Source organism: Bradyrhizobium sp. (assembly GCF_027307225.1).
GTDB lineage: Bacteria > Pseudomonadota > Alphaproteobacteria > Rhizobiales > Xanthobacteraceae > Bradyrhizobium.
In genome coordinates, this window is sequence record NZ_DAHUXJ010000018.1 from 1 (window position 1) to 11653 (window position 11653).

9 protein-coding genes are annotated in these 11653 nt (G+C 60.4%); 5 read left to right on the forward strand and 4 right to left on the reverse strand.

Annotation, left to right across the window (positions count from 1 at the left end; translation table 11 throughout):
- On the reverse strand, positions 1-2540 hold a 2540-nt coding region (locus tag M6D32_RS03370), incomplete at its 3' end, for an adenosylcobalamin-dependent ribonucleoside-diphosphate reductase (RefSeq protein WP_298253341.1).
- A 781-nt stretch (positions 2541-3321) separates the two neighbouring features.
- Here M6D32_RS03370 and M6D32_RS03375 point away from each other — a divergent pair.
- The 3 genes from M6D32_RS03375 to M6D32_RS03385 all read left to right on the forward strand — a co-directional run bounded on the left by M6D32_RS03375 (position 3322) and on the right by M6D32_RS03385 (position 5577).
- On the forward strand, positions 3322-4221 hold the full coding sequence (locus M6D32_RS03375; RefSeq protein WP_298253343.1) for a DMT family transporter: 900 nt from the start codon (positions 3322-3324) through the stop codon (positions 4219-4221).
- 101 nt (positions 4222-4322) lie between these two features.
- Positions 4323-4733, forward strand: coding sequence for an NADH:ubiquinone oxidoreductase subunit NDUFA12 (locus tag M6D32_RS03380; RefSeq protein ID WP_298253356.1), 411 nt, complete (start codon positions 4323-4325; stop codon positions 4731-4733).
- 106 nt (positions 4734-4839) lie between these two features.
- Complete coding sequence (locus tag M6D32_RS03385) at positions 4840-5577, forward strand: HAD-IA family hydrolase (RefSeq protein ID WP_298253359.1); 738 nt, start codon at positions 4840-4842, stop codon at positions 5575-5577.
- Positions 5578-6017: 440 nt separating this feature from the next.
- Here the strand turns inward: M6D32_RS03385 and M6D32_RS03390 are convergent, their stop codons facing one another.
- Together M6D32_RS03390 and M6D32_RS03395 are read right to left on the reverse strand one after the other, a co-directional pair.
- Positions 6018-6506, reverse strand: a complete 489-nt coding sequence (locus tag M6D32_RS03390; protein WP_298253361.1) for a DUF992 domain-containing protein — start codon at positions 6504-6506, stop codon at positions 6018-6020.
- Positions 6507-6714: 208 nt separating this feature from the next.
- Complete coding sequence (locus M6D32_RS03395) at positions 6715-7590, reverse strand: hypothetical protein (RefSeq protein WP_298253363.1); 876 nt, start codon at positions 7588-7590, stop codon at positions 6715-6717.
- 93 nt (positions 7591-7683) lie between these two features.
- Here M6D32_RS03395 and M6D32_RS03400 point away from each other — a divergent pair, with 93 nt between their 5' ends.
- Together M6D32_RS03400 and M6D32_RS03405 are read left to right on the forward strand one after the other, a co-directional pair.
- A complete protein-coding gene (locus M6D32_RS03400) occupies positions 7684-8613 on the forward strand; it encodes a LysR family transcriptional regulator (protein ID WP_298253365.1) in 930 nt (309 codons plus the stop codon).
- A gap of 875 nt (positions 8614-9488) precedes the next feature.
- Complete coding sequence (locus tag M6D32_RS03405; RefSeq protein WP_298253367.1) at positions 9489-10220, forward strand: hypothetical protein; 732 nt, start codon at positions 9489-9491, stop codon at positions 10218-10220.
- A 201-nt stretch (positions 10221-10421) separates the two neighbouring features.
- On the opposite strand, the gene M6D32_RS03410 is transcribed toward M6D32_RS03405, so the two are convergent.
- Positions 10422-11572, reverse strand: a protein-coding gene (locus tag M6D32_RS03410) for an IS630 family transposase (protein WP_298253369.1) whose coding sequence is annotated in 2 segments (ribosomal slippage) — positions 10422-11110 and positions 11110-11572 — 1152 coding nt in all. Because the reading frame shifts where the segments join, the coding sequence is not laid out codon by codon here.
- Positions 11573-11653: the final 81 nt, after the last annotated feature.

The window sequence follows — 11653 nt, forward strand, 5'->3', positions numbered from 1 at the left end:
TCGAACACCGGATAGTGCTCGGCCTTGAGGTGCGGCGCGCCTTCGACCGTCATGGCGCCGCAGACGTGGATGTTGGCGGCGTCGATCTCGCGGCGGGTGAAGCCGAGATGCGCGAGGAGGTCGAAGTTCGGCGCGTTGAGATCGGCGTCCGCGACGCCGAGCGTGTCGCGCAGGAAATCCGCACCGAGGGTCCATTTGTTGAACGCGAACTTGATGTCGAAGGCGGTCGGCAGCGCCTTCTCGAGCTTGGCGATGGCCTCGTCGGTGAAGCCCTTTGCCTTCAGTGTGGTGTGGTTGATCGCCGGCGCCTGGGCGAGCGTGCCGTGGCCGACGGCGTAGGCTTCGATCTCGGCGATGTCGGCTTCAGAATAGCCAAGCGTACGCAGCGCCTCGGGGACGGCGCGGTTGATGATCTTCCAGTAGCAGCCGCCGGCGAGCTTCTTGAACTTCACCAGCGCGAAGTCAGGCTCGATGCCGGTGGTGTCGCAATCCATCACGAGGCCAATCGTGCCGGTTGGAGCGACCACCGTGGTCTGCGCATTGCGGAAGCCGTTGACTTCGCCGAGCGCGAGCGCGTCGTCCCAGGCCTTCATCGCATGCGCGACGATGTCGGCTTGCGGGCAGGAGGCATGGTCGAGCGGCACTGGATTCACCGAGAGGGCTTCATAGCCGGTGGACTGGCCATGGGCGGCGCGGCGGTGGTTGCGGATCACGCGCAGCATGTGCGCGGCATTCTTCTTGTAGCCGGGGAAGGTGCCGAGTTCGGCCGCCATTTCGGCTGAGGTCTTGTAGGCGATGCCGGTCATCACGGCGGTCAGCGCGCCGCAGAGCGAACGGCCTTCCTTGCTGTCGTAGGGCAGGCCCATGGTCATCAAGAGGCCGCCGATATTGGCGAAGCCGAGGCCCAGCGTGCGGAACTCGTAGGAGAGTTCGGCGATCGCTTTCGACGGGAATTGCGCCATCATCACGGAGATTTCGAGCACCAGCGTCCAGAGCCGGCAGAGATGTTCGTAAGACGCCGTGTCGAAGGTCTTGGCGTCGATGCTGTAGAAGGTCAAAAGGTTGGCGGAGGCGAGGTTGCACGCCGTATCGTCCAGGAACATGTATTCCGAGCACGGATTGGACGCGCGGATGTCGCCGGACGCCTTGCAGGTGTGCCAGTCGTTCATCGTGGTGTTGAAGTGCAGGCCCGGATCGGCCGACGCCCAGGCGGCGTAACCGATTTTCTCCCAGAGGTCGCGGGCGCGCAGTGTCTTCGTCACCTTCTTGTTGGTGCGGCCGATGAGATTCCAGTTCCCATCCGTTTCTACCGCGCGGAGAAAATCGTCCTTCAGCGATACCGAGTTGTTGGAGTTCTGCCCGGATACGGTGAGGTAGGCTTCGCTATCCCAATCGGTGTCGTAGGTGTCGAACTGGATCTCCTTGTAGCCCTGCTTGGCGAACTGGATCACGCGCTTGATGTAATTGTCAGGCACCAGCGAGCGGCGCGCGAGTTTGATCTCGCGGCGGAGCGCCGGGTTCTTCTCGGGATCGAAGCAGTCGTCGCCTGAACCTTCGCAGTTGACGGCCGCCTTCATCACCGCCTTGAGGTGCTTCTGGTTGATCTTGGAGCCGGTGACGAGCGCCGCGACCTTCTGCTCCTCCTTCACCTTCCAGTCGATATAGGTCTCGATATCAGGATGGTCGGCGTCGACCACGACCATCTTGGCGGCGCGGCGGGTGGTGCCGCCCGACTTGATCGCGCCGGCGGCGCGGTCGCCGATTTTCAGGAAGCTCATCAGGCCGGACGAGCGGCCGCCGCCGGACAGGCGTTCGCCTTCGCCGCGCAGGCGGGAGAAGTTCGAGCCGGTGCCCGAGCCATATTTGAACAGGCGCGCCTCGCGCACCCACAGGTCCATGATGCCGCCCTCGTTGACGAGGTCGTCGCCGACGCCCTGGATGAAGCAGGCATGCGGCTGCGGATGCTCGTAGGACGATTTCGATTTCGTCAGCTTGCCGGTGAAGGGATCGACGTAATAGTGGCCCTGGCCGGGGCCATCGACGCCGTAGGCCCAATGAAGTCCGGTGTTGAACCATTGCGGCGAGTTCGGCGCGACCATCTGCCTGGCGAGCATGTAGCGCAGCTCGTCATGGAAAGCGCTGGCGTCTTCTTCGCTCGAGAAATATTTGCCCTTCCAGCCCCAATAGGTCCAGCAGCCGGCGAGGCGGTCGAATACCTGTTTGGCGGAGAGTTCGCTGACATAGCGCTCGTTCTCCGGCAGAAGCGCGAGCGCCTCGGTGTCCGGCACCGAACGCCACAGCCAGGACGGAACGGTCTCTTCCTCGACCTTCTTCAGGCGTGCGGCAACGCCGGCTTTACGAAAATACTTCTGCGCCAGCACGTCGGAGGCGACCTGCGACCAGAATTGGGGCACCTCGACGTTTTCGAGGCGGAACACCACCGAGCCGTCGGGATTGCGGATCTCAGAAGTCGTCAATCTGAAATCAATCTGTGCGTAGGGTGACTGGCCGGTATTGGTGTGGCGCCGTTCGATTCGCATGGTCGTGCCCCGTTCCTTTTTTGCCCGTCGCCGCCGCGGCTATCGGGTTTTATTGCCTTAAGCGTCCCTCCCGGGACCAAAGCTGAAGACAGCTTCGGCCTTCGAAGTCCGCACGTTCCAAGCCGGTGGATCCGGCCCATTTTCTCTGACGGCTCACCCTTAGGGTGCCAGGCACCTGCGGAAGAGCCGGTTCATGGCCTCTCAAAACGGAGCTCCCCAGCGCCGTCTCGAAATCCATGTACTCAACGCCCCAAACTCAAAACTTCCGGCCGTTAACCGGCCCGTCTTTTTCGCTTCCGAGGGGTCCTTCGGTAGGGACAAAACAGTCCACACCCGCTGCCTCAACCGGCTGACGGAGTGGTCATTTTGGAACCCTTGAGGGAGCGACCGGCGGGACCCAAACTCACTCGCGCCGAACAGGAGAAAGGCTAGGACGACTCCAACGCGCCCGTCAAGAACTAGTACGAGTTCCTGAATCAAATACTAAATATGGTGGAAACGAGGGAAAACCAGGGGGCCATGCCCTGAACTGTTGCCGCCAAGTATCAGTGAGTCCTCAGGGATTCCCAAGGGAAAAAATTTGTGATGGCGGGGCTCACACAGGCTTCACCCCGCTGTTCACAGGCCAACTATTTATTGTGCCCAAACTCTTGCCTGCGGGAGACTCACATAAGCCTGCCGAAAATTCGCGAGGTGGGTCCGGTCAGGCATGCTGCGAAGCCGATGGTTTGAAGACCCAAGACGCGGCAAGGTGCCGCCGATTCTCCATCCGGGCCCCGTCATGACATCTGAAAACCAGCCGGGCGCCAAAACGCGCATCGGGCCCGCAGGGCTCGCCTTCCTCGCCATCACCTCGATCGGCTGGGGCTTCAACTGGCCCGTCACCAAATACCTGATCGGCTATCTGCCGCCGCTGACGCTGCGCGGCACGACCGGGGTGATCGGCGCGAGCCTGCTTGCGATCCTGGCGCTGGCCTGGGGCCAGCCCTTGCGGGTGCCGCGCGCGCTCTGGCCGCGGCTTGTGCTCGCCGCCATTCTCAACGTCGGATGCTGGATGGTGCTGATGGGCTTTGCGCTCGTCTACCTTCCGGCGAGCGAGGCCACACTCGTCGCCTACACCATGCCGGTCTGGGCTTCGCTGCTGGCCTGGCCGATCCTCGGCGAGCGGCCGAATCTCCTGCGCGTGCTCGCGCTTTTGATGGCCTTTGCGGGCCTCAGCGCGATTCTCGGCGGCAATGGCTTTGTCCCGAGCCTGACGAAACTCATGGGAATCCTCTTGGCGCTCGGCGGCGCGCTCGGCTTTGCCGCCGGCGCGGTGCTGGCCAAGAAGTTGCCGATCGATCTGCCGCCGGTATCGGCGGCGGCCTGGCAGATCGGCATCGGCTGCTTCCCGATCGCGATTGCCGGCTTTCTGTTCGAGCACTCCAACTTTGGCGGACTGACCAGTAACGGCTGGCTGCTGTTCGGCTATTCCACCGTCGTGCAGTTCTGCATCGCCTATGTCGCCTGGTTTGCGGCGCTGGCGCGGCTGCCGGCCTCGGTCGCGGCGATCGGTACCATGGCGGTGCCCGTGATCGGCGTCGTAGCCTCGGCGCTGGCACTGCATGAGCCGCTCGGCGTGGGGCAGATCGCAGCTCTCGCCTTTACGCTCGCCGGCGTGGCGCTGGCGACGCAGTCCTGACCGTCCCTTCGCACGGCCTTTTGTCCCTCCCTTAATATGGACAATCCAGCCTGCAAATGGCATCAGGAACTACCTTTCCAACGAAGCAGCCTCAGGTTCCGATGAAGCAGTTCTTCCTCAAAGTATTCACTTGGTGGAACGGCCAGACGTTCGGCACGCAATTGTGGACCTGGCGGTTCGGTGAACTGGTTGGCGAGGACGAGCAGGGCAACCGCTACTACCGCACCAAGGGCCGCAAGATCGACCCGACGCTCGGCATCGAGCGCCGCTGGGTGGTCTATAACGGCTATGCGGAGGCGAGCCGCGTGCCGCCGTCCTGGCACGGCTGGCTACATCACACGGACGACGTGGCGCCGACGGAAGAAAACTACACGCCGCGCGAATGGGAAAAGCCGCATGTGCCGAACATGACCGGCACGCCCAACGCCTACCGGCCCTCCGGCTCGACGATGGCGAGCGGCCGCCGTCCCAAGGCCACCGGCGACTATCAGCCCTGGACTCCCGGAAGCTGAGTTCAGGTGCGGCAAATTTGAAGTTCCTGTCAGCTTTGCTGCAAATTCGTCATAGGAACTTCAAATTCAAAGCCGCACCTCAAATCAACAGGTTGCTAGAGCTCCTTTGATTCCGAAGTTCGCATCAAACGCCGCCGCAATAGCTTGCGAACTTCGGAATCGGAGCTCTAGACACCGCGCCATTATTTTTGACTTTGACGGCGTCCTCGCCGACAGCGAGGTGCTGTCCAATTCCGTGATCGCCGAAATCGTCACCGAGCTCGGCGTGCCGACGAGCCTCGACGACGCCTACCGCACCTATATGGGCAAGCGGCTGAAAGAGGTGATCGAGACCATCGAGCGCGTGACCGGCCGCAAGCTGCCGCCCGATTTTGCAGATCACTATCAGGAACGAACATTCCAATCGTTCCGCCGCGGCCTCAAGCCGGTCGACGGTGCGCGCGAATTCATCGAGGCCTGGCGCGATGTGCCGACGTGCATCGCCTCGTCATCCTCGCCGGAACGGCTGGCGCTGAGCCTCGAGGTGTTGAACATGGCGCCGCTGTTTGAGGGACGCGTATTCAGCGCCTCCAGCGTCGCGCGCGGCAAACCGCATCCCGACATCTTTTTCTATGCCGCCGAACGGCTTGGCGTCAAGCAAGCCGATTGCCTCGTGATCGAAGACAGCGTTGGCGGTATCACGGCCGCGCGCGCGGCAGGCGCAACGGCGATCGGCTTCACCGCGGCGGGCCATATTCAACCTGGCCACGAGGCTCGGCTCAGAGAAGCCGGCGCCGGTCATGTCGTGGCGTCGTTCGCCGAGCTCGACCGAATTGTTCGTCCGCTGCTTCAAGCGACCGTATGAAGAAGAAGTTGTGGTGCGCTGCCCGCGTGCCTGTGAACAACGGGATCAACGGGGACAGCACCAAGGCCGCTGTTGCGCCTTCCGCGAGGCGATGGCTCAATAAGGTCATCTTACGGAGATGGGAAACCACCGCGGACGGATCGGGCACCAGATCGCGACTGACCCGATAAGCAGCGGCTTCCGATCAGGATGAGCCGGGAGATAGGCCCCCGGATGACGACGTCCTGAGATCGCCCGTTTGAATGTGAGGCTACCGTGAGACAGGAAAGGCCGTCCGGGAAACCGGGCGGCCTTTTTCTTTCTTCCACCATCATTGCGAGCGCCAGCGACGCAATCCAGAGCCCTTCAGCGGAACGACTGGATTGCGGAGCCTGTCATCGGGCGAGCATTCGCGTGACCCGTTGGCTAACGCTCGCAATGACGCATCATGAAGCCGCAGCTTAATGCGCGTAGTGCAGCCGAAGCTTCGACACACCGGCCGTGATGTCGAGGCCGGTGTTTGCTTCCACCGATACCGGCTGCAGCGCAAACGAGCGGCCCGATCCGCCGACAAGGGCGTTGGCGCCTAATCCGACACCAACGGCAGCATCCGCACTCACACCGACATATGTGCCGCGGAGGCCGCCGCGAATGGGTCCGGTAACCGGCGCAAGCACCGCCCAGGCCATCGCCCCGCCGCGGTTAATTCCGAGACTGACACCCACGGTGGTTACATGTCCGAAATACCTTTCGGGCGGCCAGGGACCATCCGGCGTGTATAGGCACGACAGTCTCTGGCGCTCCATCACGATGAGGCCGACCGTCGGCGCCAGATTGCACCGCAAGGTGCCGACCTTTGTCCGCTGCTGTGCAGAAGCCAGGCCGGCAAAGGCAACCGTTGAGCCAAGCACCAGAAGGGTAGCAATCGCACGCCCGAGTTTCGATTTCATTGTCCTGCTCCGTTGATCCCGCTGCTTTGTGATGTCGCGGGGATTCGATTCCAGCGCCGTGTTATGCCCCGCTCCCGTGTCCCGTGAAAAGGGCCTCGGCATGCGGCCACGCGAGCAACAGCGACATTAAAATCAAATTGAGGATGTAGCGGAGCAGGTTCCTTGGCCTCCCGGGCGGCCCTTTTTCTTGTCTTGGGGAAGGATTCGCTCAGTTGGCAGCAAGCGAGATCGTCGCCCGATCGTAATCGCCGGGTCCCATACCGTCCTCGGCAAAGATCTTGTGATCGGCGATCCAGCCGAACGATTCCTCGAACATCTCCTTCGAATAGGGTTCGAACACGATCCGCTCGCCCGGACCCCAGCGCCGCGTATCCATCATGGCGTGGAAGCGGTCGGGGAATTCATTCTTGTAGTAGTGCGTATAGCGCTCGGGCCGCAGGTCGATGTCACGCTGCGCCAGCCGCAAGGCGGCAAAGTAGCGGCGAACGTCCTCCGGTTCCGGCGTGCCCTTGATCATCGCGGCGATCATGAAGGTGGTGTCGATGATTTTGCGGAAGCCCAGTTGCTCGGCGAGATAATAGGGGCCGCTGAAGAGGGCGGCGGCTTCGCTGCGGCCATCGATCAGCCGTTCCATGCGGCTGAACAGCATGCCGTCTTCGAAGACAAGGTTGATGTCGGCAGCCGGCATATAGGCCTCCAGCGCCTGGATGGTCGAATAATGACTGCCGGACTGAAAGCCGACCGAGATCGGCACGCCGGCGAGATCGGCCGGTGTCCGCACCTTTGAATCGGCGGATACGAAAATCCCCGAGGGCGCGACCGAATAGACATCCGAATACAGTTTGGCGTGGCCGTTGGAGGCCGCGACGTTCACCGTCCAATGGCAGGCGCAGCTGACGTTCGCCTCGCGGCCTTCCTCGATGCTCTGGAAGGCGCCGCGGCCGCCTTGGTTGTGGTGCTGGCCCGCGGTCGAGCGGATCAGTTCGCGGAATTCGTAGTCGAGCCCCTGGTCGCGGAAATAGCCTTTTTCCTCGGCAACCCACTCCTGAAGCCGAAAATGAGGTTCGACGATGAATTTGGCCATGGCGTTCTCCTGTCGCTCGCAAGCGCTTTTGTCATTGACGCAAGCCTACTGCCGCGCCGACACTTCGGCTATTCCCGGATAGGAATAGCGAACATGGCTAGTACGATATATCCTGATCTGAATTTGCGGGAGCTGCGGCTCCTCCAGGCACTGCTGCAACAGCGCAGCATCACCCGCGCCGCCCAGACCATGGAGACGACGCAGCCGCAGGTCAGCAAGGTGCTTGCTCGCTTGCGCCGGCAGTTTTCCGATCCTCTCTTCGTGCGGCAGGGGCAGGCGATGCATCCGACGCCGAAGGCGCTCGGCTTGGCCGACCGGCTACGCGTTTTGCTTGCGGCGGCGGACGGCCTTCGCACCGAAGAAACCGAATTCGTTCCGGCAAGTTCGGATCGTCAATTCAGCCTGCTTCTGACCGATGTCGGCATGGTGCATTTTCTGCCGCCGCTGATCGCACGCATTGCGATGCTTGCGCCTGATATCAAGATCCGCTCGGTGCCGTTCGACGCGCGGCAGTTTGAATACCGGCTCGAGAGCGGGGAGGCGGACCTTGCGTTCGGTGCTTTTCCGAAAGCGGCGCGATATCTGCGGCGGCAGCGGCTTTATTTCGACGGCTATGTCAGCGTGGTCCGCAAGCGCCATCCGCGGGCGCGCAAGTGCCAGTCGCTCGCGGGCTTCATGGCCGAGCGTCACATTCTGGTGACGGGATCGGAGACGGGACACGCCGCCCATCGCGCCGCGCATCGCGTGCTGGCGTCGACCATTGCCGCATCAAATGTCATGCTGCGGGTGCCAAGCTTTATTGCCGGCGCGATCGTCGCGGCAGAGACGGATGGGGTGGCAACACTTCCGGCCAATCTGGCGCGCCGATTGGCAGGACCGCTGGGGCTTGTGACGTTCGATCCGCCGGTGGCGCTGCCGCGGATCGAGATCGCTCAATTCTGGCATGAGCGTTACCATCGCGACGTCGGCCATCGATGGCTGAGAAACCTGACCTTCGGGCTGTTTGCCGGGAGGGATCGTTAGGCGTGACGGACCGAGATTTCGCCCAAACGTGCGGCTGCCTACTGAGTCGTAAGCAGAGCACATGAAGATCCCTGTGGATTATTCGATCCGCTGTCAGCCAGCACAGTAAGGACCAAAAGTTTGGTTTTCGGCCGCCGGCGGCCTATCTTCGGTAAAAGCGGAGGTAGCCATGCCGAATATGAAAAAACAGTCTGGTGATGCCGTTTTGAGCCGGGACGGCACAGTACAGCGTGAAGGTCGGGTTCTGGGCATATGAGAACCCAAACGTCATGCCACCGCAGTACTATTTCTCGTACATCAAAGGCGGCGAGGTAGTCTTCAGGGGCTTGTTCAGACATCTCTTCAAGGCCGAGCTCGCGCTGTTTCTCGAAAGCCAAAGAAAGCAAGAGTCGTGAAAGACATTTGGATGTTAGTTGGGTTGAGTCGAATGGGAAGTCGCTAAGACTATATGTTTGAGCGATGCCCGGGTCGACGTCGAATCACCCGACGACCGCAACAACCATCGAAACGAACTGGCGCGTCTAACAACGAATATTTCTGCGGATTTTGCAAATCCAATGTTCAAGTTTGCAAACGCGCGTAGCGAATTTCGCTAGGAATTATGCGTTATGCATTTCGCGGGAAGTTTTTTTCGGTTTATGCCCGCTTCCCACAGTTTACCTCTTGCGTTCGATTCAATCTCTGGGTCACATATCCAAATCGCCCCGAAACACAGCCTCAAGTTTTCTCAATGGAGAGCTGTGTCATGTCCGACCATAAATTCGAATTGGACTTCTGGGGATGCAAGGTCAGCGCGCAGGGTGTTATCGGGATTGTAGCTGCGGTGAGCGTTGTAGCGATGCTGTTAGCGTTCTATCGCTTCTAGGAGATTTCTCGTGCGTGTCCTTCCCAGCCAAGTGGTCGAGGCCATCGATAGCCTCATTGGTACTAAGAACACGGATGTCGACGACCGTAGGATAGGTCATCAGCTGATCGGAAAGGTGAGTAGTATCCTCACGCTGATCGACCGGGTGCCGGATGACCTTATTAACTTGCCTTTCGGAGAGTTCGTTGAACTCGTTCAGTGTCGGGAAGTACTGTCGGCGGCAACTCGGCGCTGGGTTCTCGGTGATATAGCGCCCACGCATTCCGTAAATGGCAAAGATCCCATAGAGCGCATCCGCAGGCTATTGTCGCAATGCCAAGACGATTTGCCTCCATCAGAGCCTGAGCTGCCCTTCGTGTTGGATGTTGACTTGCGGGAGGGAATTCAGGCTCAAATCGCTACTTCATGGAACGGATATCAAACGCGAGACTGGCTTGCCGCGACAACATTTGCGGGGGCCTCTATGGAATCCGTGTTGCTTTGGGCGTTGAAAAATAAGGGGGCCCAGAGCAAGAAGTCGCTAGACGACCTAGGGCTTGCCGAGATGATCGAGCTGTCCGAGAAAGTTGCAATCATTTCAGGGCGTACGGCCGCGATTGCGCATCAATCGAAAGAAGCGAGAAACCTGATTCATCCGGGCAAGGTTGCACGGGAAGGGGCTTCTTGCTCAAAGGCTTCTGCACTAACAGCAATGGCTGGTCTTTACCGCGTAATCGAAGATGTGCAGGCAACTCTTTCTTGAAAGCTTAAAAGCGGCGGCGTGCCTGAAGGGATTGAGCCGCGCTGATTTGCTCGATTCCGATTCGTTCTTTGAGAATGTAATCGAATCAAACCGTGAACGAGAGATGGCGGTTGTCCGCCTCTTGTTCGACAGTGCGAAGCGGGCTTACCCTTCCGAGAACTGCCCACAAGCACCGAGAGGTCCACTAGTCGCCCGATTCACTCAGATTGATGGGTAGAGGTGCTTGAGTTTGATCCGGGCATTGGGAGTTGTGAAGTGCCAGTTGGCTTTGGTTTTGCTGGCATTGCGGTCGTGCTCCCAGGCGGCGATTTCCTCGATGAGGGTTTGCTTGTCGGGAATCCTGCGGTCGAGGCACTGGGACGACAGGACGCCGAGTTCGGATTCCGCCAGATCGAGCCAACTGCCATGCTTTGGCGTGTAGTGCCATTCGAAGCGCTCGACCAGGCGCCTGGCCTCAGTGGCCGGAAAGGCCTCGTAAAGTGACGCCTTGCTGTGGATGTTGAGATTGTCCTGGACCAGAACGATGGTCCGGGCGTTGGCGAAGTGGACATCGGCCAGGTCTTTCAAGACGTGAGCGTAGTCCACGGCGGTATGGCGATCGGTGACTTTGACATGGCGCCAGCCTTCCAGCGGCGCGAACATCATGAACAGGTTGGCGGTGCCGTTGCGCTCATACTCGTAATCGCAACGGGCCGGACGTCCCGGTTTCATCGGGATCGGCACGCGCGTCTCGGCGAGCAGTTGCTTTGAACTCTCGTCCAGGCACACCAGCGGGCGATCCGGATCGCGTGGCCGCGTGTAGACCGCCAGCACGTCCTCCATGGCGGCTACGAACGCGCTATTGGCCTTCGGCGGAATGACCCAGCACTGTCGGCGATGGGGCTGGAGAATGTTTTTTTGAGCGCCCTTCCGATCGTGGAGTCGCTGGCGCGATCGACAATCTTCAGCTCCACGACCTTTTTCTCCAACAGCCGCAGCGTCCAGCGGGCACGTCCCTTGGGAGGTTTGGAACAGGCAAGGGCAATCAGCTTGGCTTCCTTCTCGCCGTCAAAAATCCGCGCAACCGCCGGTGTCGCCCGTTGCTTGCGGCTCAACACCGCCTCGAAGCCGTCTTCCACCAGTTGCTTCCGCACCCGGTAAACCATGGAAACGCTGGTGTCCAAAGCCTTGATGATCCGGCTATCACTCCACCCTTCACCGGCTTCCGAGACATCGGCCTTCAACAATATCCGCGCCTTCAGCAGCCGCTGGGCCGGGCTCTTGCCTTTCCGTATTAATGCCTCAAGCTTTTCGCGTTCCTCGCCGCTCAACCGCACAACATACTTCTTTACCGAAATCTCCTTGGCAGCCATCATCGTCTCCATCGCTCCCGTTGCGACGGAATCGAATCACAAAAAGACCGTCCTTTCAAATTAATTGAAGCGAGCGACTAG

What these genes read in the sequence shown, in the direction of transcription:
- M6D32_RS03375 (WP_298253343.1), top strand. Translation starts at nt 3,322, where the DNA reads ATGACATCTGAAAACCAGCCGGGCGCCAAAACGCGCATCGGGCCCGCA.
- M6D32_RS03380 (WP_298253356.1), top strand. Translation starts at nt 4,323, where the DNA reads ATGAAGCAGTTCTTCCTCAAAGTATTCACTTGGTGGAACGGCCAGACG.
- M6D32_RS03395 (WP_298253363.1), bottom strand. Translation starts at nt 7,590, where the DNA reads ATGGCCAAATTCATCGTCGAACCTCATTTTCGGCTTCAGGAGTGGGTT.
- M6D32_RS03400 (WP_298253365.1), top strand. Translation starts at nt 7,684, where the DNA reads ATGGCTAGTACGATATATCCTGATCTGAATTTGCGGGAGCTGCGGCTC.
- M6D32_RS03390 (WP_298253361.1), bottom strand. Translation starts at nt 6,506, where the DNA reads ATGAAATCGAAACTCGGGCGTGCGATTGCTACCCTTCTGGTGCTTGGC.